We start from the raw sequence: 24077 nt of genomic DNA on the forward strand, positions 1-24077 counted from the left end.
TTGAAAACCATTAATTGCTACCCAATATAAGCAGGCACCTTAACATTGGCAAAAGTGCCTTTACGATCAAAATTCATCGTTGTTCTTACCCGTTTCTAATTATTCGAAGCGGGCGGATGCTTTATTCTCACTTTCTATAGATAATAGGTTGTATGCTGTGCAAATATCTTATTCAGACTGGCTAACGCCGCAATTCGTATATATTACTCTTAGCGCTGTGGTAGCAGTTTTAATTTGGATAGAAGGGGAGATGCTCAAACAGACCGACGGTAAACTGCCTCAATCTAAATTCTTCAAAGTCAGTTCATTGTTAGATACCCTATGGTTCTTCATATCAGTGGTAATTTTATACATTATTGATTTGACCCCATTAGCTATTGCAGTACCTGCTGCATATGGCATATACACGACCTTTGGTTGGATATATGGTACCAAGCTACTTAAGCGCAAAGGCATCCCTGACTCTCCTAAAGACTTAGTCATTCCATCAAAATATATTGCCTATAGTCAGTCATTTTCATTGGTGTTTTTTGCGTTATGTTTGCTCGTATTGAGTTCAGCATGGCTACCGACATCACCATTGCAATGATTGATATTCCAACCTACTATCATCTATGTCGACTTATTTCATTAGTGGTTTGCTGATGAAGTTGTAGTAAATCTATAAATAAAAACTATTTTATATCAATAGGATATGGAACTGATTACTATCGATGTTAGCTTGTAACAATGGTTAGTATTTATTTACAAAAATCAGCAATTTAGACTGTTCCTACCATGGAAAACTGTTATAATCAGACTGTACTCAAAATATTTGAGGTAAAAAATACAGATTTTCTTTAAGATTATCTAGCGTTTTTGGCCGCCGCATTTAGCAGAAAATATTAGGGTATATATCAATTAATCGGTGATGACACAAGTCTCGCCAACAGTTAAAGAGTCAGGAAAATTTATGTCAGATAAAGTTGAAGGCACTGTAAAGTGGTTTAATGAAGCTAAAGGTTTTGGTTTTATCGCTCAAGACAACGGCGGACAAGACGTATTCGCTCACTACAGCGCTATCCAAGGTAACGGTTTCAAAACTCTAGCCGAAGGCCAAAAAGTGTCTTTCATCTTAGGTGATGGCAAAAAAGGCCCACAAGCTGAGCAAATCGAAGCTATCTAATCTCATTTATTATTAGGTTAACTGCTTGTCAGTAAACTTAATGACAATAAGATTATCAATATGCATTGATTACTTTGTTTGTTAAAACAATAAAAATACTGTATCGACTTTAAAAAGAAGCAACCTCTTATCAGGTTGCTTTTTTTATGGGACTTGTTTGGTATGACAAAGTGTTGCTAATGTAAAGTGCTATTGATTTTGACGGTTAACATCATCAGGTAATAACGAACAATAATTTAATAAAGATGTAATAGATAAGGTTGTATTATGAAGTGGGAAAACTGGCTTTCAATTGACTGGCAACAGGTGCTCGGGATTTCCTTATCCGCTATAGGCTTTTATGTAGGGCTGATGTTGTTTACTCGATTGATGGGTTTACGCAGTTTTTCCAAGTTATCAAGCCATGATTTTGCAATGACGGTGGGTATTGGTAGTATATTGGCGTCGACGGTATTGTCAGATAAGCCCTCTCTATTTCAAGGGTTATTTGCTGTCGCAGTATTATTCTTGATTCAGGGCGTTATCTCAGTTATCAGACGCAAAATAAAACCGCTAAAAGCTTTGATAGATAATCAAGCTATTATCCTAATGGCTCATGGTGAATATTTAGAAAATAACTTAAAAGAGGCTAATCTTAGCACTAGTGATGTTCAGGAAGTGCTACGTAAAAATGGTATCAAAGCGAAAACAGAAGTGTTTGCAGTGATTATGGAGACGACAGGTGATATGAGTGTCATCAAGAATAACGACGTTGAACCTGATTGGTCTTTATTTGACGATATACGTGATAGCGAATTATTGCTTGGTGCTAGTAAGAATGGTAAGCCGCAGGTCTGACTCGATTAACTATTCTTATCCGTTAACTTTGAAGAGATAAATAATAACAAAATATTAAGTAAACCTAAGGTTTAGAATGCTATAAAGGTACAAGCATTTTGAGCTGTTGAACCATGAAAATCATGAAATGATGCGCTTATAGACTATTTATTATAGAGTGTTGACAAATTTATGACGCATTATTCACGGCGTTGTCTTGACCTTATCTGCCTGCTGACGCAAGATACATAGGTCTGATAATAACGGTTGGCTTAGCTTTAGCAGATTTCATTAGTAAGAGATACAATGCTAATATGCTCTTAGATATTGGCTTATCTTTCTTAGTTAACAATATTCTGTTGATGTAGTAATAACCTTGAGCAGTATTTTGAACGACAATTTGAACCACAACGAACCTTTGGTTCTTAACTGACAATTTTTAACTCATAACATTAATAAACGAGGAACGTATGAAAGCATTAGTAGCGGTCAAGCGTGTCATTGATTATAACGTAAAAGTTCGTGTAAAAGCCGACAACTCTGGTGTTGACTTATCAAACACTAAAATGTCAATCAACCCTTTTGATGAAATCGCAGTAGAAGAAGCGGTTCGTCTGAAAGAAGCTGGCGTCATTGATGAGATCATTGTTGCTTCAATCGGTCCAAAAGAGTCACAAGAGCAGATTCGTGCAGCCCTAGCGCTAGGTGCAGACCGTGGTGTGTTAGTCGTAAGTGACGAAAAACCATATCCACTACAAGTTGCTAAGATTCTAAAAAGTATTGCTGAAGCTGAAAGCACTGATATTATCTTATTAGGTAAGCAAGCGATTGATGATGACAACAACCAAACTGGTCAGATGCTAGCGGCATTGATGGGTATCGGTCAGGGCACATTTGCATCAGAAGTAAAAGTTGAAGGCGACAAAGTAAACGTAACGCGTGAAATCGATGGCGGCCTACAAACAGTTGCTCTTGATTTGCCAGCAGTCATCACGACTGACCTCCGTTTGAATGAGCCACGTTATGCTAAATTGCCTAACATCATGAAAGCAAAGAAAAAGCCACTTGATGAGAAAACGCCAGCTGATTTCGGTGTTGATATGACATCTAAGCAAGAGATTATTAAAGTCGTGCCACCTGCTGACCGTAAAGCTGGTATTACAGTAGGGTCAGTTGATGAGTTGGTCGATAAGCTAAGAAACGAAGCAAAAGTCATTTAATGTTTTAATGATTGGATACTTCGCTACGGCATATCCTGTACAAGGTTAAGAATTTGAAGGCTATAAGTTTGACTGCTTTATTTCATATTAAACGATAGTTGCTTAAATAGCTTTGTACACAAACAACCGCATGAATAGATAATACGAATATATAAAGGACTAAAACCATGGCAATTTTGGTATATGCAGAACATGACAATGCCAGTCTCAAAAAGGCAACTTTAAACACCATCGCTGCTGCTAAACAAATGGGTGATGATATCCATGTATTGGTTGCTGGTAGTGGTAGCCAAGCTGTTGCGGATGAAGCGGCAAAAGCAGAAGGCGTGACTAAAGTACTATTGGCTGACAATGCTGCTTATGAGCATCAATTGGCAGGTAACGTGGCGCTATTAGTTGCTGATATCGCTGGTGATTACAGCCATATCCTAGCGGCTGCGACCACGACTGGCAAAAACTTTATGCCACGCGTTGCTGCGTTACTTGACGTCAGCATGTTGTCTGAAATCTCAGGTGTAGTAGATGCGCAAACGTTTGAGCGTCCTATCTATGCAGGTAATGCAACGGCGACAGTAAAAACCACAGAAGACAAAGTGGTACTAACAGTACGTACCACTGCGTTTGACCCAGTGGCAAGCGAAGGCGGTTCAGCTACTGTTGAAACTATCGACAATGTACAAGAAACTGGTAAAGCTAGCTTCGTTAACGAAGAAATGGCTAAGTCTGATCGTCCAGAATTGACGTCAGCTGGTATCGTTGTTTCTGGTGGTCGTGCATTGGCAAACGGTGAAAACTTTACCAAGTACATTGAGCCATTGGCTGACAAGCTAGGCGCTGCTGTTGGTGCATCACGTGCCGCTGTTGACGCAGGCTATGTACCAAATGATATGCAGGTCGGTCAAACGGGTAAAATCGTTGCACCGCAGCTATATATCGCAGCTGGTATCTCAGGCGCGATTCAGCATTTGGCTGGTATGAAAGATTCTAAAGTCATCGTTGCTATCAACAATGACCCAGAAGCACCTATTGCTAGCGTTGCTGATTACTTCTTAGAAGCTGATCTATTCGAAGCATTACCTGAGCTAACTAGTAAGGTTTAATATATAGTCACAGAACTACTAAACGGCTATGGCGTTACCCTCCTTAGATGTACTACTTGTACAATCTGCAGTCGGCTGCCTTGTATCCGTTTTAGACTTCTTTGACTATATCAGTAGTAGACAGATAATAAAAAACCCACTATCAATTGGTAGTGGGTTTTTTTATGCTTGATAGATTGGGTTCTGATAGTAGTTATAAATGCAGGCTAAGAGTATTGTCTTTGGCGTAAGGTCTCATACAGGCATAAAGACCCTGCAATCGCTACATTTAAGCTCTCTTGACCATTTGGCTGCGGTAAGGCTATCGGCGTGGCACATTGCATTAGCTCATCGCTAACGCCTTGACCTTCATGACCCATAATCCAAGCCACAGGCGCAGATAAGTCGTGCTCGTAAATGATAGTATCTGTATGTGAGCTAGTCGCCAAAAGCGGCACTTGTACTTGATCCAAAATATCTTGCGTACTCAAGCCCTCATAGATAGTCAGGGCAAACTGTGCACCCATACCTGCTCGTAGCGTCTTGGGAGACCAAGCTTGAGCAGTCGCACTGGTACATAAGATATTGCGGATACCAACGGCTGCAGCTGTGCGTAGTAGCGTACCAACATTCCCACTATCCTGCACGTCGTTCAAGATTAAGCAGTCCTCATCGATCATCGATAGGCTAGGCGTTGGTACTTTGATTATCGCCATGATATCGATGCCAGTACCCAAGCTACGAATACTCTCATAAAGTGCGTCTGACAAAGTAAGAATAGGCGTATAAGTGGGCAGGCGAGTCAATACCTGCTGAACTTCAGGGTGGCTACGCGCTGACTCAGACAGTAGTATCTGGACGAAAGGATAGTCACTACGCAGCGCAGCATCTATCAAATGGACGCCTTCTATGACTGTCTGACCGTTCTTTTTACGCTGGCGTGCTTGGGACAACAGTGCTTTTACAAGCTTCACAGTTGTGTTCTTATCTGAGGTAATCAGCTCGGTGGGATTTAATACCATAGTGGATCGCTTAGAGAAGGGTAAAGGAGTCGTTTAAATAACCAGCACAATGCTTATTAATTTAGTATTCTGCTGGCTGTTCTTAACAGGTGCGCTAATCAATTATTTTTCACAATAATTGACGTGTAAGTCTTTCACGTAATTGACTTCGTTTTTGCTACCGAGTACCACAGGAACACGTTGATGGATATCAGTCGGTTCGATATCTAAGATACGATTGACAGCGTCTGTCGCACCGCCACCCGCGCGCTCAATCAATAAGCTCATTGGGTTAGCTTCATACATCAAGCGTAGTTTACCCGCTTTATGAGCGTATTTGGTATCAAACGGATAAGTGAACAGACCACCGCGGCATAAAATACGATGGACGTCACCAACCATGGCGGCTACCCAACGCGTATTAAAATCGCGTCCACGTACACCTGTTTCACCAGCGATAAGTTCATCAATATATTGCTGCATCGGTGCACGCCAGTAGCGATAATTTGAGCTATTGATCGCATATTCGCTCGTATCGGCAGCGATTTGCACGTTATCTTCTATCAGCACATAGTCTTCAGTCTCTGGATCTAGGCTAAACATCACGACTTTGTCTGCGATGGTTAATGCCAGTACCGTAGAGGTGCCATACAGCAGATAACCGGCTGCTAACTGTTTGTTACCTGCCTGTAGATAGTCGCTATTTTCACTGGTTTGACCTTGGCGCTCATACGGTAGAACAGAAAAAATCGTACCTACTGCCATATTGATGTCGATATTTGATGAGCCATCTAGTGGGTCAAATAACACCAGTAGGCTACCATCATCATTAGCAGGAGTCGCGTCATCGAGCTCTTCTGAAGCGACACCAGCGCAATGGGTATTCTTTGCCAATGCATCTAGCAGTAAGTCATTGGCCAGTACGTCTAGTTTTTTCTGATCTTCGCCTTGGACGTTTTGGTTACCGGCTTCGCCCAAAATGTCTGCTAAAGCGCCCTTTCTGAGCAGTTGTGAGATGGTTTTACCAACATCAGTGACAGTGGTAATCACGTCGTTAAGTGCAGGGCTAGTGGCATGTTGGTTTAGATAGTCTGCTAAGGTCGTCATAAGGCTTCCTAATAAAGGGTATGGAAAGTGAAAGAACGGATAGGTATCAAAGTAAAGAAGTAGGTGGCATTTAGCACACCTGAAATAGGTAAATTCTTAAATAGCTAATACGGCATCTTTGTCCCGACCACAAAATCGGCTACACTATATCTATTGTTATTCATTTATAGTTTTGTCAGAATTATTCTCTATGAGAATAAAGCATGTCTACTCACGCTTTCTGAGTGTCTGCTGATGCTATTTTTTGGTCGAATTTGATTACGGTAAATTGTAGCAAATAAGCGTCAAAATGTCCTTTGTATCTATGCCTATCAGTGATAAATGATCGAACAAAGATGAATAAGTGATTACTATAGACTCATATAAACCCACAATAAAGACTCGCCATTATGTCAAATTCTATCGATAGTAGCGCTACACAACCAGTCTCACCGACTGATTATGCAAAATTTGATCCCAATACGATTCATCAAAGGCTCAATACCTCATTGAGTCGTCCGCAGCTCAACACCGATGGCAGTATCAGGCATTTCTTAGGTGTTGAAGGTCTTAATAAAGCACAGCTCAAAGCTATTATCGCAAAAGCAGAGACTTTCTTTGATGAAAACGGACAGCTAATCAATCGTCCTGAGTTAGACGGTTATACGGTCATGAATTTGTTTTTTGAACCATCGACGCGTACACGGACGACATTCGAGGTGGCAGAAAAACGCTTGGGTGCCAATGTACTCAATATCGATATCGAACGTTCTAGTACCAAAAAAGGCGAGAGTCTGCGTGATACGCTGTGGAATCTACAGGCAATGACCGCAGATATCTTTGTAGTACGCCATTCAGCATCAGGTGCTGCGCATTTTATGGCAACAGAAGTGACGCCTGATATCGCTATCATTAACGGCGGTGATGGCTGGCATGCGCATCCTACTCAAGGAATGCTCGACATGTTGACTATTCACCGTGAAGCGCCGCGCCCATTCGAAGAGCTGTCTATCGCAATCGTTGGTGATATTAAGCATTCACGCGTGGCACGCTCTGATATCAGTGCACTACAAACGCTAGGTGTGACAGATATCCGTGTTTGTGCGCCGCGTACTCTACTGCCAAAAGGTATTGAGCGTTTCGGTGTGCAGGTATACGAAAACATGGACGAGTGTGTCACCGACTGTGATGTGATTATGGGATTAAGAATACAAAATGAGCGTATTGGTTCGCCGCTATTGGCATCCTCAAGTGAATACTATAAGCATTATGGGATCACGCCAGAGCGGGTAGCTCTCGCTAAGCCTGATGCATTGGTAATGCATCCGGGGCCGATGAATCGCGGTGTTGAAATTGCCTCTAGTGTGGCTGATGGCGCACAATCCGTTATCTTAAAGCAGGTAAATAACGGCATTGCCATTCGCATGGCGGTCTTGTCGCTTGCAATGGAAGGTCAGCGTGCTCATCAAGCGGCTGGCAAATAATAGCCTGCCGCGCGACTTATTCTTATTTATTTCATTTTATTGATACGGTAATAACGTTATGTCTACCACGCTTAATACGGATGCACCCATTCTTGACCATTTACCAAAAGCATTTAAAGATGCATTGCCACAAACTGCAACAGAAAGACTATCTACACTTGAATCTGGCCGTGAGATGTGGTTGCTACCACCTTTGGTAGATCTGTGCGCGCGCTTGCGTGAACCAGGCCAACAGCAACACGGTACGCTAAAATCAGAAGGCAGCGCAGCTCGTGGTAATGGATTCTTGCATGTAGTCACACCGCCTGACACCAATCCTATTTTAGAAAATGGCTCACTATTAAAAGGTTTACGTGAGCGAGCCTTGAGTGATGGCGGGATTTACTTGCATATTTTGGGTGCATTGACCACAGGGTTAGAGGGTGAACGACCGTCTAATATCGCAGGGCTTAAAAAGGGTGGCTGTATCGCAGTATCCAATGCGCGTAGACCTTTTCGCAATGACTTAGTATTGCTGCGTACACTAGAATACGCGGCGACTTTTGGTATGAAAGTATTCTTTTATCCTGATGAGCCAAGTCTGTCTGGAGACGGCGTTGCACATGAGGGCTATATTGCTTCTTATCATGGTCTACAAGGGATTCCTTGGATTGCAGAAACTGTTGCATTGTCTACGCAGCTACTGATGGTTGAAGAGACCGGAATCGCTGCTCATTTTAGCCAGCTATCATGTAAGTCTTCCATTGAGCTCATGCGTTGGGCAAAAGACAAAGGCTTGCCTGTTACGTGTGATGTTGCGATGCATCAGCTATATTTAACCGATGACAACCTTGAAGGCTTTAATGCTCAGGCATATGTGTTGCCACCGCTACGTAGTAATACGGATCAGCAGGCAATCCGCCGTGGGTTAAAGGATGGCACTATCGATGCTATCTGTAGTCATCACGAGCCACTAAATAGTACCGCCAAAAAAGCACCATTTGCTGAAAGTACGCCAGGTATCTCAAACTTTGATACGTTTATGGCGCTGGCTTGTCAGCTAGTAAATGACGAGGTGTTAACACTCTCGCAACTGGTAGATAAAATTTGCCTGAATCCTGCAAAAATCGCAGGTATTAGTGAGCAGTATGAAGCTATCGGCGGTGCAGTATTGGTCGATCCTAATCTTGAGTGGCAAGTAACCGCGCAATCTATGTTATCGAATGGTAAGAACACGCCGTTTTTCAATCAGCAGTTGCAAGGACGTGTTGTGGAGACATTCTTTGGCTAATTTGCCCCGACAGGATGACCGTCTGCCGCCATCCTCGAAGGATAAAGGGGTTACCATGAATGGTCAGCAAGAAAAATCGCGCAGTACGGCGAGTGAGTCTATCAAAGCAGTGGCCATTTATGAGGTAGTGAAAGGTGTTGGTGCGTTACTAGGAGCAGGGGCATTATGGTGGTGGCATACCAATCTTGAGCATTGGCTGACGACGGCAACCGTTACTTGGCAGCGCAGCTTCGGCCATATGCTTGCCCCGCAAATCGATAGTGCTGTACGTATTGCTCAGCAAGCAAGTAAGAACTGGCCGATGTTTTTATTATTGATATTTGCTTACGCTAGCCTGCGCTTCCTCGAAGCCTATGGCTTATGGCATGACAAAACATGGGCGTATTGGTTTGGGGTGCTGGGCTACGGGGTATTTATTCCTATAGAAATCTACTATTTGATCGTTAGCCCATTTGACTGGTTTAAGCTTGGAATATTGGTTTCTAATCTGCTCATTATTATTGTGGTTTATCGCAATATGAAACGTAAGGGCTTAATATAACGTTTAAATTTAAGTTAAAAAATCCAGCATAAGACAAGTATCTGATGCTGGATTTTTTGTGCCTGCTATATTTTTAGCTTATACGTCTACTGTTTTTTCATCCTTACGAATGCTTTTAGCGACTTTTCCAACGCTCAGACCTTGTACCAAGATGGAGAATATCACCACTGCATAAGTGAGTGCCAATAAAATCTCTCGTTCAGCCCCGATTGGTAACTGTAATACTAGCGCGACTGAGATACCACCGCGTAAGCCGCCCCATGTCAGGACCTTCCACGCGCCCGTAGGTAAATCAAGCTGACGGTGAAATGTTTTGGTCGTCATGCCTACCACGATAAATCGAGCAATCAGCGCAATCAAAATCGTCAAACCACTCGCAATAAATAAATTGCCTGAATAAGCAATCATCACCACTTCTAGACCGATGAGCACAAACAAAATGGCATTTAAAATCTCATCAATCAATTCCCAGAACAAATCAATATAGTGCCGTGTCTTATCACTCATGGCTAGCTCGCGACCACGATTGCCAACCATTAGGCCCATCATCACCATGGCAAGTGGCCCTGATAAATGCCAATGGCTGGCCAGCGCATAGCCACCGATGACGCCTGCTAATGTTAATAGTACTTCTTCTTGATAGCTATCGATGCTTTTGAGCAAGTAGTACAAAATTGCGCCAAGTACCAGTCCGAATACAACGCCGCCACCAGCTTCAACCGCCAAAGTATGTGCGACGTAGTTGGCAGTAGGAATATCACCGCTAGATAAAATCCCTAGCAATAAGACGAAGATGACCACGCCGATACCATCATTGAACAATGACTCGCCAGCGATCACAGTCTCGATACTCTTTGGAGCGCCTGCTGACGACAAAATACCCATGACAGCAATAGGATCGGTAGGGGAGATAAGCGCCCCAAACAACAGACACCAGAGAAATGGCAGGCCGAAACCAAACAACGGCAGCATAAAATAAATCGCGGTCGCAATGAGCATCGCCGATATGACCGTGCCAAGACCCGCAAGGATGCCGATAGGTAGCTTGTAGCGTCTTAAGTCACCAATATTGACGTGTAATGCGCCTGCGAATAGCAACATCGATAGCATACCGTCTAAGAGCACTTCGGTAAAATCAAGTTGCTCCAATAAACTGACTTCGTAATCAATCAGCTGATCAAACCCTAAGAAACCCAAAAATATCGCACCGATTGACAATAAGATAGAGATGACCATGACACCGATAGTGGTCGGCAAACCGATAAAGCGGTGGTTAATATAAGTTAGTGAAGCAGTAATCGACAAAAATATGGCGCTGATTTCTAGGATGGTAAGGCTGGTTGCAGATGCCATAAAAAGTAGGTCTCATATGAATATAAAAAGTATCTAAAGCGCAGGGCTTATAGGGATGTTATAAGTGTTGTTGGCTATAGGGGTTGTGATTATAAGTAATGTGTTTATAAAGACTGATATTGCCATCTATTTAAACAGTTAATTGGTCATATCATTAACTAGACTGTGTCTGTAACGCTTGACGAATATCCGCTTCAAACTCACTGACATAATTAAAATGCTTGTGCTGAGCATCCTTATCAAGGATAAATTGCTGGGCTTGTTCGCACATAGCGACCAAATCATTGACCAGCTCTTGATAATTTAAATTCTCTTCTCCGGCGCGCTGAATCAGATGCAATTCATGTAATAGCGTTTGCTGCTGTGCACGGTTTACCCGTGCATAATTTAAATTTACCATTGCCTGACACAGTGCTTTTAATACCATCAAGTCAGCCGCTGCATAACGACGTATCTCACCAAGTGATACATTGATAAAATCAGATATTTGGGGAGTATGAGTGACTAGTGCTAATATGGCCAGTCGCTTCTGTTTGATAGTAGTTTCAGAGCTATCGTTAGTCTCTGATTGCGGTATATGGAAATGATAAGGGCTCGGTGGCTGACGACGCATCATAATACTCAGGCAGCTAGTTAGAGACTGGACGCAATTGACCGCAGTCTTTGGATCATTGATACCAGGGGATAGTGCGCGCACAGCAATCTCCGTCATCTGACCTAAGCTATAGGCGATGTCGTTGGAGTGCGCCAATCGTTGCTCAAGTCGCAGGCAACTTGCCAGTCGTTGCCAAAACAGTCCATCAGGCGCTCTCGGAATTACTGCCAGATGCGGGGTTGCTGTCTTCTGTTGATTATTTGGATGAGATGCAGGTCGCTGATAAAAGTAACCAATGACGTTTTTGTCAGTGACGTAATTACCGAGGTTGACATGCATCTGTACCACGCCACCATAATCTTGTGACAGCGCAATCAATGACTCAAGATAAATCTGCTGTAGATAACCGGAATTTGGTGAATAAATTGGCATAGCAGGCCAGTTTTGGAACTGCTCGATATCATGGTGCTCAGCATCGCGTTGATGTTGAATGTCACATCGATCGTTATACCAGTAGTAAATGTTTACAATTGCATCGTTGCTAGCATTTTGAATGACGTGTGACGCTTGAATGGCATGTACCATATGCTGTACAAAATAAACTAAAAGCAGCGCACAGATAATTGCCATGATAATGGCAAAGGTCACTGCCAATTGCGGTACGCCAAAAGCTACGTCAGACTTATGGATAGACTTCAATACCAGTAAGCTATAGCTAAATGTACCGATAAAAGCGCCAAGGACAAACTGATTTGGAGTATCAGTCAAAAAGTTACGTAGCAGTCTTGGACCAAACTGTGAAGATGCCATCGACAGGACGGCGATTGTAATCGAAAACGTCGTACCTGCCACGCCCAGTACCGCACCAGCGATGGCAGTCATAATCGCGCGCGCAGCCTCGTTATCACCAGTAAAGGCGAAGGAGATCTCTTTTACCGTTTCACGATCAAAATGTTGATCAATCGCGACTAGCAAAGGAGCAAGTAAAATACCGACGATGACACAAGCGGTTGGAATAAACCAATAAGAGCCAATCAGCCATTGCCACAAATTATTTAAGCGATCAGGCAAGTCGGTCAGCGTTTGTATCGACCACAACTTAGTGAACTGCTTGAGCCTGTTTTGACCTGCATTGATCGTACGTGTCCAGACACTGTCTCCATCATTTTTATTCACTGTGATGAGCCTTAGGGTTATCTGCTTCTGTAATAATAGCGTTTTTATGCGCACGTCTGGTCATATCTGTCTTAGTATGACTCTCACTAGTCCCTAGAGGTATGATGGCCTCATTGTCGTGATCGTCATATTCAATATCACTGTCTTTGTCATAAGCCATCGGTTCTAGGTGCGGTGATGCTTCTAGATGTGGATCATTACCGTTGTAAGCACTCTCACCATGTCTATCTAGATTATCATGTCGTTGTACGTTTTCAGTGGCGGCAGAGGTTTTTCTAAATAATTTATGGTCATCGCCATGCTTACTATTAGATTGTTTACGAGGTTCACTATTGGCAAAGATAGCATTTAGCGGCAGATGCAGTTGCTGTTTGGCGTACGCTTCAGTATTCTCAAAACGTTTGACCAATAAACTCAGCCAAGGCTTTTGACCTTCCAATTTCATCTCATCCAACTCGTCCTTGATAGGAAGTGGATAGGGCAAGGTACGATAAAAGTCCCATAACGTCATCCTACTCAGGTCTCTTTTGAGTACATAGTCGTCATCATCTGTCATGGTAATCAGATTGCTGTCTTGTAGGTAGTTGATATAGGTATACCATTTTGGCAGCTCTTTGCGACCTAAGACATTACGCAGTGCTTGCTCGCTAACAGCTTCACCTTTTAAGTGGTGGGTATAAACCAAATTCAACATGTCTAACAAGCTGAGTAACGGGTGACGAGGGTAGACTTCTTCTGTCTCAAAAATCGTCAAGGTATAACTGATTTCAACGCCTAATAAAATCAAATTCCACGACAGATAAATCCATAGTAGAAAGATAGGCAGTGCAGCAAAGGCACCGTAAATCGCTTCGTAGCTGGTAAAGTTAGCCATTACTGTACCAAACAGATGCTTCATTAATTCAAAGACAATGGCCACAAACACGCCAGCGATGGCTGCATTTTTTGCCGGTACGCGCGCCTTTGGAATAAACCAGTACATACCGATAAAGCCCGCCATCGTAATACCAATCGATGCCATTTGTACCCAAAAGCTCCAGTCGATACCGTAGCCTGCAATTTGACGATTGAGAAAGCTCAGACTCTGTACAGTACTGGAAGCGATAAAAGCGGTACCCAATACCAAAGGTCCCAAAGTAACGATAGTCCAATAGCGCAGCATGCTTTTGATACCACCCGAGCGGTCTTCTACTCGCCAAATCTGGTTAAACGCGCGCTCAATAGTGGTCAAGGTCATGATAGTCGTAAAGAATAAAATCATGGCACCGATGATGGTTAGATTGGATGACTTTTCGGCGAAGCTATTAATATACTCACTAACTTGCATGCTCGATTGCGGTAACAGATTGCTATAGATGACGTCATAAATCTGCGCTCTAACCGATGCGAGTGCTGGTACGGATGACAAAATCATCAGTAATACCGTCAATACAGGCACGATCGACAGCATAGTAGTGTATGTCAGTGAAGCTGCCTTTTGCTGGCAATTATCTTCAAAAAAATGCCGAGTCAAAAACCGTAAAAACTGAAACCAGCGCTGTTGTAAAAACGGGAGTTTTTGAGATAATTTTTCCATGTCGACCATTAAGCAAAAGTAAGAGTGACAATAGTGTAACAAAGATGAACGGTTATCATCTGCGGTTTAATTGTGTCAAAATGCACCGCGTAGCACATCAGATACAATATAAGTCAGGTTATCAATCATGGTTATTTGCATGACAGTGAATGACTCGGGCATAATGTGCACATATTCTACAATGCCAGTTAGTCGTATATTTCGCCGCATTTTTGGTGACTAGTATGGCTAACGATTTTATAAGGAAGCTTTGCTAATGAGTCAGACCGACCCTTATGTTTTGGTGCTTTATTATTCTAATTACGGTACGACTAAGACATTAGCATATGCTATCGCTCAAGGTATTGAAGATGCTGGCATGACCGCGCGTATCCGTACGGTACCGACAGTGGCACCTGAAACCACGTCAAGTAAGCCTGCGATACCTGATGAGGGTGACTTGTACTGTACGATGGATGATCTCAAGGACTGTAGCGGTCTAGTGCTTGGTAGCCCAACGCACTTTGGTAATATGGCCGCACCCATGAAGTATTTTTGGGACAATACCGTGACCTTATGGCTGGCAGGGAACCTACAAAACAAGCCTGCATCAGTGTTTACCGCGACAGGCTCTATGCATGGTGGCCAAGAAACGACATTGTTGACGATGATGTTGCCACTGATGCATCACGGTATGGTCATCGTAGGTGTGCCCTATGCAGAGCCAGCACTGAACCGTACTCATCGCGGCGGTACACCTTATGGTGCCAGCCATGTCAGCGGTGCATCGCATGATCAGCCAATATCTGCTGACGAGCGAGATTTGGGTATTGCGCAGGGACGCCGTTTAGCGATTACGGCAGCTGCATTAGCACAGGCTAATTGGGGTTGATAAGTAACTTTTATAAACCTGCTGTCTATAAGCGTCTGAGTCTCAAAATCTATGGTTGAATGGTTATAACCAAGTGGTTATAACAACGAGCTACTTATTCATCTTCAGCAGTATATTATTCATTTAGGAAATCAAAATATCTAATGGCCACAACCCGCTCTCATACAAAGCCTCTTAAAACGGTTAAGCCTATCGCACCTATTGCACAGCGCTTGAAGGTTACGTGGTTAATTTGGCTCGTTTATAGACTGCTCGGATTGCCTATCTTTATTAGTATCTTTAATCCTAGTAGCCCTGATATCGTTGGCGGTATTGCTTGGCAGGCATTATGGCTCGTGCCCGCGTTAATTCTGACGCCATGGATATTACGCGGTCGTTCACCTTATGCATTGTTAATAAGCAGTATGTTTACCCTAGTATATTTGGGCGCGAGTGGCGTGGTGCTGTTTACTCGTATATATGGCAGTAGCTGGGCAGAAATCGCCGTATACTTAGCGGATTTCTTACTATTGCTTGCTATCAATGTTTGGCTATTTATTTTGCTCAAACGTTTGCCTTCGATGAACAATGTTGTGAAGAAACCTCGTCAATAATTGAAGTTATCTAAAGCCTAATAAATTCTATCTATCAATCTAAAACCATAAAAAAAGCGGCACTCCATCTGGGGCGCCGCTTTTTTGTTTATAACTTTCAAGATAAGTAGATTAGTTAATCTTAGTTAATTCTAAATCCATTTTCTTACCATCGTTAATTTGGCTAACTTTAACTGGCATATAGTCCAAGCTTGGGGCTAACCAAAAGCTGGTAGAACGGCTATCGTCATCGTGGACACGGTCAACACGTACCGTATCAAAGGTACCTGCTGGTACGGTAATTTTAGTGCTGCCTGATTTTTTAAATGGCGTCTTCTCGATTTTGTCTTTTTTCGCCATGTAGTAGTTACCAGAGAACTTACCGTTTAATAAATCTTGACGAATCTGTACCTCAAGGCTCAAGTCATCAAAGGCTTGTTGCGACATATTCATAGTCGTCGACTTGCCCTTATAGCTACTGGTGACTTTTTTGCTGCTTGGGTTAAAGTCTAGTTTGTGTGTGCGCCCCATGCCAAGCAGTTTGTACGTGGTGCTCGCCTGCGTGGGGCTAACGTTGTTGCCATTAAGCGTAAAAGTGCTGTTTTGCGAGGCACTCGCCACACCAGCGACGCGAGCCTTAACGTTATATTTCCACGTATTACCAGATTTGCTTAGCGTACGAGTTGCTGTGCCTTTGTACTTGTCCTCAACGGTAAAACTATAATCGGCAGTTGATGGTTGGACGGTTTTTGCGCTGGCAAGGGTAGGTGCGGTCATACTCAAAGCTCCAACGGTAGAGATACTGATGCCTGTCACTAAGGCAGATAAAAATTTAGATGGACTGCGTTTTGCGTTATTAGCATTATCAACATTGTCGCTTGATGACTTCTTGTGCATTGATGAAAAACTCATAGATACCCCTTCATTAATTTATTGCCGATATGGCAATTTTTTTCGTTCGTTCTTATTATGTTTACCAGACCTATAATGGTCATACGCTGTTACATTTTCAAGCGTGATGTCATACCGCTTCGTGTAGAGCTTGTAGCAAATGTTTCTATAGTTGATTTGGTATTGGTCAAAATATAAATTTAGCTCGCTAATATTTTTAAATATTCTTACTTCTCGTCCTTTGTCTAACTAGCATATTGGCTTTACTAAACCTCATTCATTTATATGAAACGTTGATTGAGAAATTTTTGCAAAATAATCTTGTAAATTTTTGGACTTTACACTTGAACCGAACTCACCTTGCCCCCACTTTTTGTTACAAGCTCAAGGCTTATCTATAAAGCGTTGTTTTCGGCAGTGTTCCCTATAGATACTGGTATTGAGACCATTAATTCAAATAAACCCTTAATTTTATTAACCAACTTTTGGAGTCATATCGATGAACATTCGTCCTTTACATGACCGTATTGTCGTCCGCCGCATAGAAGAAGAAACAAAGACAGCTGGTGGTATCTTGCTTCCTGGTTCAGCACAAGAGAAACCTTCACAAGGTGAAGTGCTTGCAGTTGGTAATGGTCAAGTTCGTGACAACGGTGAAACTCGTGCGTTAGATGTAAAAGCTGGCGACAAAGTTTTGTTCGGTCAATATGCTGGTCAAACCGTAAAGGTTGACGGTGAAGAACTATTGATTATGAAAGAGTCTGATGTATTGGGTGTGCTAGAAGGCTAGTCCTTTTGAGTATTATTTTATACTCAGCACATTTTGATAGCAGTTTCTGATAATCGCTTTTGATAAGCAACTATCAAATCAATCAATTGTATTCTCATACTTATAATAGTGGAGTAATTTAACATGGCAAAAGACGTAAAATTCGGCATTGATGCCCGTAAACAAATGATGGACGGCGTAAACGTTCTAGCAAACGCAGTACGTGTAACACTAGGCCCTAAAGGTCGTAACGTTGTTATCGACAAATCATTTGGCGCACCTACCATCACTAAAGATGGTGTTTCAGTTGCCAAAGAAATCGAGCTAGAAAACAAATTTGAAAACATGGGTGCACAGTTGGTACGTGAAGTAGCTAGTCGCACTAATGATGTCGCTGGTGATGGTACAACCACTGCGACTGTATTGGCTCAGTCAATCTTGCAAGAAGGCATGAAGTCAGTTGCTGCTGGCATGAACCCAATGGATCTTAAGCGCGGTATCGACAAAGCGGTACGTGAAGCGGTTAAAGAAATCCATAAATTATCAACGCCAGCTGACGATCACAAAGCAATCGCTCAAGTTGGTTCTATCTCTGCAAACTCAGACACCAAAATCGGTGAGCTGATCTCGCAAGCGATGGAAAAAGTAGGCAAGCAAGGCGTTATTACTGTTGAAGAAGGTTCAAGCTTCGAAGATACCCTAGAAGTTGTAGAAGGTATGCAGTTTGACCGTGGTTATATCAGCCCATACTTTGCCAACAAGCAAGACAGCCTAACTGCTGAATTTGAAAACCCATATATCTTGCTAGTTGACAAAAAAATCAGCAACATCCGTGAGATCGTGCCATTACTTGAGCAAGTAATGCAGCAGAGCAAGCCGTTGCTAATCATCGCTGAAGATGTAGAAAACGAAGCACTAGCGACACTAGTTGTAAACAACATGCGTGGCGGCTTGAAAACTTGTGCTGTTAAGGCACCAGGTTTCGGCGATCGTCGTAAAGCAATGCTAGAAGACATCGCAACGCTAACTGGCGGTACTGTAATCTCTGAAGAGATTGGCCTAAGCTTAGAGACTGCTACTCTAGAGCAACTTGGTACTGCTAAGAAAGTGACTGTCGGTAAAGAAAACACCGTTATCGTTGATGGCGCTGGCAACAAAGCTGACATCGAAAACCGTGTTGAGTCTATCAACCGTCAAATCGAAGAATCTACTTCTGACTATGACAAAGAAAAGCTACAAGAGCGTGTTGCTAAACTAGCAGGCGGCGTAGCAGTGATCAAAGTCGGCGCAGCAACTGAAACTGAAATGAAAGAGAAGAAAGACCGTGTTGACGATGCGCTACATGCAACTCGTGCAGCGGTTGAAGAAGGTGTTGTACCTGGCGGCGGTGTTGCCTTAGTTCGTGCGATGAATGCATTGTCTGAACTACGCGGTGATAACGATGATCAAAACGCTGGTATGAACATCCTACGTCGCGCGATGGAAGCACCACTACGTCAAATCGTAACCAACGCTGGCGAAGAAGCTTCAGTTGTGGTTAACGAAGTGAAGAGTGGCAGTGGTAACTACGGTTACAACGCAGCGACTGGCGAATATGGCGATATGCTAGAGATGGGTATTCTTGATCCAGCTAAAGTTGCTCGTTCAGCACTAGAAAATGCTGCATCTGTTGCAGGCTTAATGCTAACGACTGAAGTTATGATCACTGACTTACCGCAAGGTGATGACGGTATGGCTGCTATGGGCGGTGGTGCTGGAATGGGCGGTATGGGTGGAATGGGCGGCATGATGTAATTTTACTTCTGCTGCAAAGCGATTTATCTTTGTCAGATACGCTCAATGTACAACAAGTACTATTTTTGCCTACCTTCCTTGATAAATCACTTTTCGCTAAAAGTATGATTTTGTCATAAAGTCTATTTGACTATTAAAGGCTCTGTTATCGAAAGATAGCAGGGCTTTTTTGTGTTTGATTTAAAGTAATAATTGGCATTGTGCAGAAAATCAGAATAGGGATAACTGACTAAAATTACCCATTACTTAACAAGATTAGTATTACTAATATTAATTTAAATTTTCAATTAATAATTTATTAGGATATAGTTGATATAGCGAATATATTCGCTAACAGTGTTTTAACTTAGAAGGAATAAATTAACTCAAAAGGAATCCAAAATGAAGATTTTATCGATTGCGATGGTAGCATCAGTCCTAGTGTTAGCTTCTGCTAGTAGTTCAGCTGATCCTAGTTTAGATAGGTTTAAAATGCAAAAACCGATGGAGATGTCTAGCGTCGCCTATTCTAAAGTTATGCAGTTATCATTCAACAATAAAGAGCGCTACACAAGCGAAAAAGAAATTTATGAAAAAGTGATGAGAGGTGCCAAAGCAAACGGCTTTGAGCTTAAAGAAGTAGAAGCAATGAAAATCGCTCACATCGTTGACGGTGCTTTAGACAATGAGCCACCAGAAGCGGCTTCTATTAATATAACAGTTACTATCCATTTAAAACGACCAATCAAAATAGAAGTTGAGATTTCCCTATAATACGGTGAATACAAATCTATTGTTAATAAGCTACTTACTATGAATGACTTACTTATCCCTCTAAAATAAAGTCCTAGTAATATTTTCTATATTAGGACTTTGTAGTTAAAGCTCACCAAATTCTCTATTAATCTGCTGTATCACGTCTAAACGTCCACGTCTTATCAACAGATGCTTCTTTGTAATAGCAATATTCTGTCAAATTCAAATGAACTCATTGTGGATCTTGCTACTCACAAATGATCGAGCGAGACATTTTTCTCCTAATCTGTATAAAAGAGTCTCAAACAAAAATAGGTAGAGTCGTCTTATTGATTACCTTTCTCACCGATAAATGAGTGTGTATGTCTTTTACGCTAGCAAGCTTGTGTAGCTTACGTGTGAACCGCTCATAACCATCGAGATTGGGGCTCACTACTTCTAATAAATAATCATAAGAACCCGATACCACATGTCCATTAATCACCTCGTCCATATTGGAAAGGGCACGTTCGAAAGCTGCGATAGATTCTTCTTGGTGGCTGTTGAGACTGACCTCCACAAAGAAACTCATCGCAATACCCGCTTTGGCTTTATTTACGTTTGCTTGATAGTTCTCTATATAACCTTCATCTTCCAAACGTTTTAGGCGTCGCGCGCAAGGAGAAGGCGACAGCCCTATACGTTCGGACAATTCCGCCGTAGATAAGCGCGCTTCTTTTTGGAGCACTTCCAAGATATGGCGATCGATTTTGTCCATAATTTACCTTTTGGCTTTTTATGCCAATAATTTTTATTTAGTTAGCATTATCCACCAAATATTCGCAAAATTGCAATGAATAAATAGAGATAAAAGCGCGTATTTTAATCGATAATTGGTCTTTGTATACCAGCATAAGACACGACTATGAATACGATATTCCATCCCTCATCGCGCAAAAATCCTTTGTTTGTAATGTCGCCACTAACCAAAGGCTATGTGGCGATGAGCGTCGTATTATTGATTTGGTCAGGCTTTGCGTTGACTGTACGAGCGGTTGGAGCATCGTCGCTAACTATTGCCGATGTCATGCTTATTCGCTTTAGTGTACCGCTGGTTTTGTTGACTCCTTGGGTACTCTCTAGTTTGAATGAAGTCAAAAATATCAGACTGCCAGATATCATGTTTGTTTTACTTGGTGGCGTGCCTTTTCTTTTATTGGCCGCTTTTGGTGCAAGTACGGTACCAGCAGCTTATGTTGGTACTATTTTGACAGGGACGCCAGTTTTCTTTGCCGCAATATTGTCTTTTATTTTTTATCGTCAACGAATATCATTAAGAAAATTTGCCGCATTAATTCTTATTCTCTTTGGTATCGCTACTATGATTGGCGGGCGTGCACAGTCAATACCTAATAGTCTTCTGTACGGTGTGGGGTTATTGTTGATGGCAAGCCTGATTTGGGCGGGTTATACCTTAGGGTTAAAAAGCACCAAACTGAGTCCAATAGCTATTGCGATCGTGCTCTCTTATACCTCGTTTTTTCTGACATTGATGATGGTTCTGTCTGGTATTGTAGAGACGAATATAGGTTCTGTATCTTTTGATGAAGCGCTTCCGTTTATCCTAGTACAAGGACTTGGTGTAGGGGTGGTATCAACCATTGCGTTTTCTTATGCAGTCAAACAGCTGGGCTCCATTCGTACCTTATTACTTGGCTCTTTATCCCCAGGATTAACCGCTATACTGGCTACGCTGATACTTAATGAGTCTCTATCAGTCATTATGATATGTGGCATCGTACTCAGTACCATTGGTGTCATCTTGTCCAATCGAGCGACATAAATTAATTAAGGAAGTATCATGATGTTAGATAATATGCCTGTTATCAATGGTGATCCACTGTGGGCATTGTTAGGTAGGTTTCGCGCTGACCAACGCAAACATAAAATAGATTTATTGGTTGGTGTCTATCGAGACGAGCATGGCAATACGCCTGTAATGAAAACCGTGCAAGATGCAGAAATACATCTTGCTCACCAAGCGCATTCAAAAGCTTATGGCATGTTATCGGGCAACGCTAATTTTAACCAGCAAATGGCAAAATTTGTACTAGGTGACAGTCCAAGTCTAAAAAACCAATGCACGATTCAGACGGTTGGGGCATCAGGTGCGTTACGACTCATTGCTGACTTTATCGCCACGCTCTCTCCAGATTCAACCGTTTGGATCAGCGACCCTGGCTATATCAATCATCGTCCGCTGATGGAAGGTGCTGGGTTAGCGGTTAATACGTATCCATGGCAAAATAAAAACGGTCAATTAGATATCGATGCGTGTTTTGCCACGCTAGAAAAAGCAAAAGAAGGAGACGTGTTGTTATTACATGCGTGCTGCCATAATCCTACCGGTATAGACCCTTCTCTAGAGCAGTGGCAACTGTTTTCTGATAAATGTAAACAGAAAAATGTTGTCCCGTTTATTGATATGGCGTATCAAGGTTTTGGAGATGATCCTGATGCCGATGCTGCAGGGCTTCGTCTAATCATTGAAGACGCTGACTTTGCATTTATTGCCGCCAGCTGTTCAAAGAACATGGGTCTATACAATGAGCGGACGGGTATTGCCTCGGTGATGACGACGAACCATGAGCGTCACGCAGATATACAGACACTCTTAGAAACCATCACACGCGCCAACTACTCTATGCCGCCCAATCACGGTGCCGCAGTGGCATCTTATTTGCTAGACAAACCAGACGCTTGGTTAGTCGAGCTGGCAAGCTACCGTGATAGGGTAGATACTATTCGCCAAGCATTAGGCGCAGCATTAAAAGATAAAGATGCACCTGCAGAGTTTTTAGACATTTCGCACCAAAAAGGCATGTTTTCTCTATTACCGCTAACCAAAAATCAAATGCTGATATTGCAAGATGAGTTCGCTATCTACGGCATGCCAAATGGTAGAATCAATATTGCCGGTTTGAAAATGACAGAAATCCCTCAACTGGCGGACGCTATCATGTCGATTATTTCACGTTAGAGAATAATTTTTATAACTCAGTGCAATGGTTTTATCCATCAATCGCCACAGCAAGAAGGACACGACTATTTATACTTTATATTGGGATAAAGGTGGCGCCAATATGGCTACCCATGCTGTCTTTGAGGAGCTAGGCGTTTCTTATGAAATGATAGAAATAGACCTGTCTAAAAACATGCAAAAATCAGCTGAGTATCTAGCCATTAATCCAAATGGCAAAGTACCTACGTTGGTGCATCAGGGACAGGTTATTTATGAGTCTGCTGCAATTTTAATGTATGTGTTAGATCAACACCCAGAGTCTGGGCTAGCACCTGATATAGGATGCTCTAGGCGCGGTGTCTATTACCAGTATTTGTTTTGGATGTCTTCTACACTGCAAGAAGCTGCTAATCGCTGGGCGCATCCCGAGCAGTACATCAGTGACGAGCACAATTTGCAACAAGTGAAAAATAAAGCGAATGATGTGCTAACCCACTGCTGGGATATTGTTGAAAAGGGATTGGCGAGTCATGGTCCATGGTTGTTAGGCAATAAATTAAGTGGGGCTGATTTTCATTTATTTATGATTGCTCACTGGAGTCAGCGATATGCGAGTCGAGCACAGGATTGGACACATTTAAACGCACATTATCAAGCCATGCTAAACCGTGCCTCGGTACAAGAAATGATGGCACAAGAAAGGTTGTTGTAATCTGTTCATATGTTCAACTAAAAGATATTGGATGACTGGGCTAGAATCACTGAATGCAATGCTTCTAGTGACTTCTAGCGATTGTAGTAAACATAGTTTTTATATCAAGCTACTGGCTTGATTCGTCTCGTCTAAACGTCCACGTCTTGTCATCAGAGGTTGCTTTACAATAATATCCTGCCAAATCAAACTGCTTTAACTGTTCAGCCTTTCACTTTATATTGACCGTTTTCTCACCTTTCTCGATGAATCGCGTTTCGCTAAAAGTATGATTTTGTCATAAAGTCTATCTGGCTATTAGAATTTCTGTTATCGAAAGATAGCAGGGCTTGTTTGTGTCTAATTTTAATGGTGAGTTTCTTTTAACATG

23 protein-coding genes are annotated in these 24077 nt (G+C 42.3%); 16 read left to right on the top strand and 7 right to left on the bottom strand.

Features of this window, described 5'->3' with window-relative positions:
- Window positions 1–157 precede the first annotated feature (157 nt).
- The 5 genes from QL898_RS12655 (at window position 158) to QL898_RS12675 (ending at window position 4301) form a co-directional block, all read left to right on the top strand.
- On the top strand, window positions 158–589 hold the full coding sequence (locus QL898_RS12655) for a hypothetical protein (RefSeq protein ID WP_290177057.1): 432 nt from the start codon (window positions 158–160) through the stop codon (window positions 587–589).
- Between the two features lie 363 nt (window positions 590–952).
- Window positions 953–1165 (top strand): cold-shock protein, encoded by a 213-nt coding sequence (locus QL898_RS12660; RefSeq protein WP_057758834.1) that lies wholly within the window; start codon window positions 953–955, stop codon window positions 1163–1165.
- A 267-nt stretch (window positions 1166–1432) separates the two neighbouring features.
- Window positions 1433–2002, top strand: a complete 570-nt coding sequence (locus tag QL898_RS12665) for a YetF domain-containing protein (RefSeq protein WP_290177058.1) — start codon at window positions 1433–1435, stop codon at window positions 2000–2002.
- A gap of 449 nt (window positions 2003–2451) precedes the next feature.
- On the top strand, window positions 2452–3201 hold the full coding sequence (locus QL898_RS12670) for an electron transfer flavoprotein subunit beta/FixA family protein (RefSeq protein ID WP_057758837.1): 750 nt from the start codon (window positions 2452–2454) through the stop codon (window positions 3199–3201).
- Window positions 3202–3368: 167 nt separating this feature from the next.
- Window positions 3369–4301 (top strand): FAD-binding protein, encoded by a 933-nt coding sequence (locus QL898_RS12675; RefSeq protein ID WP_057758839.1) that lies wholly within the window; start codon window positions 3369–3371, stop codon window positions 4299–4301.
- 206 nt (window positions 4302–4507) lie between these two features.
- Here QL898_RS12675 and QL898_RS12680 read toward each other — a convergent pair whose 3' ends face one another.
- Together QL898_RS12680 and QL898_RS12685 are read right to left on the bottom strand one after the other, a co-directional pair.
- Window positions 4508–5302, bottom strand: a complete 795-nt coding sequence (locus tag QL898_RS12680; protein ID WP_290177060.1) for an RNA methyltransferase — start codon at window positions 5300–5302, stop codon at window positions 4508–4510.
- Between the two features lie 102 nt (window positions 5303–5404).
- Entirely contained in the window at window positions 5405–6388 is a 984-nt protein-coding gene (locus QL898_RS12685; RefSeq protein ID WP_290177061.1) for a class 1 fructose-bisphosphatase, read from the bottom strand.
- Window positions 6389–6777: 389 nt separating this feature from the next.
- On the opposite strand from QL898_RS12685, the gene QL898_RS12690 reads away from it, so the two are divergent.
- Genes QL898_RS12690 through QL898_RS12700 form a run of 3 tightly spaced genes read left to right on the top strand, consistent with a single transcriptional unit; the run spans window position 6778 to window position 9662 of the window.
- Entirely contained in the window at window positions 6778–7851 is a 1074-nt protein-coding gene (locus QL898_RS12690) for an aspartate carbamoyltransferase catalytic subunit (RefSeq protein WP_114701674.1), read from the top strand.
- Window positions 7852–7909: 58 nt separating this feature from the next.
- A complete protein-coding gene (locus QL898_RS12695; RefSeq protein ID WP_290177062.1) occupies window positions 7910–9121 on the top strand; it encodes a dihydroorotase in 1212 nt (403 codons plus the stop codon).
- A complete protein-coding gene (locus tag QL898_RS12700; protein ID WP_290177063.1) occupies window positions 9114–9662 on the top strand; it encodes a DUF2127 domain-containing protein in 549 nt (182 codons plus the stop codon). Before QL898_RS12695 ends, QL898_RS12700 begins: the two co-directional genes overlap by 8 nt.
- 78 nt (window positions 9663–9740) lie before the next feature.
- Here QL898_RS12700 and QL898_RS12705 read toward each other — a convergent pair whose 3' ends face one another.
- The 3 genes from QL898_RS12705 to QL898_RS12715 form a co-directional block, all read right to left on the bottom strand.
- On the bottom strand, window positions 9741–11015 hold the full coding sequence (locus QL898_RS12705; protein WP_290177064.1) for a sodium:proton antiporter: 1275 nt from the start codon (window positions 11013–11015) through the stop codon (window positions 9741–9743).
- 154 nt (window positions 11016–11169) lie between these two features.
- Window positions 11170–12786, bottom strand: coding sequence for a DUF2254 domain-containing protein (locus tag QL898_RS12710; protein WP_290177065.1), 1617 nt, complete (start codon window positions 12784–12786; stop codon window positions 11170–11172).
- Window positions 12779–14362: a YhjD/YihY/BrkB family envelope integrity protein gene (locus tag QL898_RS12715; protein ID WP_290177066.1), complete on the bottom strand. Its 1584-nt coding sequence runs from the start codon at window positions 14360–14362 to the stop codon at window positions 12779–12781. The genes QL898_RS12710 and QL898_RS12715 overlap by 8 nt, the downstream gene beginning before the upstream one ends.
- 256 nt (window positions 14363–14618) lie before the next feature.
- Here QL898_RS12715 and wrbA point away from each other — a divergent pair, with 256 nt between their 5' ends.
- Entirely contained in the window at window positions 14619–15233 is a 615-nt protein-coding gene (wrbA, locus tag QL898_RS12720) for an NAD(P)H:quinone oxidoreductase (RefSeq protein ID WP_290177067.1), read from the top strand.
- 143 nt (window positions 15234–15376) lie between these two features.
- Entirely contained in the window at window positions 15377–15826 is a 450-nt protein-coding gene (locus QL898_RS12725; protein ID WP_290177068.1) for a hypothetical protein, read from the top strand.
- 111 nt (window positions 15827–15937) lie between these two features.
- Here the strand turns inward: QL898_RS12725 and QL898_RS12730 are convergent, their stop codons facing one another.
- Window positions 15938–16717, bottom strand: a complete 780-nt coding sequence (locus QL898_RS12730) for a DUF3108 domain-containing protein (RefSeq protein WP_290177069.1) — start codon at window positions 16715–16717, stop codon at window positions 15938–15940.
- Between the two features lie 478 nt (window positions 16718–17195).
- Here QL898_RS12730 and groES point away from each other — a divergent pair, with 478 nt between their 5' ends.
- From groES to QL898_RS12745, 3 genes are all read left to right on the top strand, one after another.
- Window positions 17196–17486, top strand: a complete 291-nt coding sequence (gene groES, locus QL898_RS12735; RefSeq protein ID WP_057758860.1) for a co-chaperone GroES — start codon at window positions 17196–17198, stop codon at window positions 17484–17486.
- 123 nt (window positions 17487–17609) lie between these two features.
- Window positions 17610–19259, top strand: a complete 1650-nt coding sequence (gene groL, locus QL898_RS12740; protein WP_101204842.1) for a chaperonin GroEL — start codon at window positions 17610–17612, stop codon at window positions 19257–19259.
- 381 nt (window positions 19260–19640) lie between these two features.
- On the top strand, window positions 19641–20012 hold the full coding sequence (locus QL898_RS12745; protein ID WP_290177070.1) for a hypothetical protein: 372 nt from the start codon (window positions 19641–19643) through the stop codon (window positions 20010–20012).
- Window positions 20013–20295: 283 nt separating this feature from the next.
- On the opposite strand, the gene QL898_RS12750 is transcribed toward QL898_RS12745, so the two are convergent.
- Entirely contained in the window at window positions 20296–20751 is a 456-nt protein-coding gene (locus QL898_RS12750; RefSeq protein WP_057758867.1) for an Lrp/AsnC family transcriptional regulator, read from the bottom strand.
- 147 nt (window positions 20752–20898) lie between these two features.
- Here QL898_RS12750 and QL898_RS12755 point away from each other — a divergent pair, with 147 nt between their 5' ends.
- From QL898_RS12755 to QL898_RS12765, 3 genes are read left to right on the top strand one after another with little or no spacing between them, the layout of a single operon-like run.
- Window positions 20899–21816, top strand: coding sequence for a DMT family transporter (locus QL898_RS12755; protein WP_290177071.1), 918 nt, complete (start codon window positions 20899–20901; stop codon window positions 21814–21816).
- Between the two features lie 18 nt (window positions 21817–21834).
- A complete protein-coding gene (locus QL898_RS12760) occupies window positions 21835–23013 on the top strand; it encodes an aromatic amino acid transaminase (RefSeq protein WP_290177072.1) in 1179 nt (392 codons plus the stop codon).
- Between the two features lie 25 nt (window positions 23014–23038).
- Window positions 23039–23707, top strand: a complete 669-nt coding sequence (locus QL898_RS12765; RefSeq protein WP_290177073.1) for a glutathione S-transferase family protein — start codon at window positions 23039–23041, stop codon at window positions 23705–23707.
- Window positions 23708–24077: the final 370 nt, after the last annotated feature.

The organism is Psychrobacter sp. APC 3279, assembly GCF_030407795.1.
Lineage (GTDB): Bacteria > Pseudomonadota > Gammaproteobacteria > Pseudomonadales > Moraxellaceae > Psychrobacter.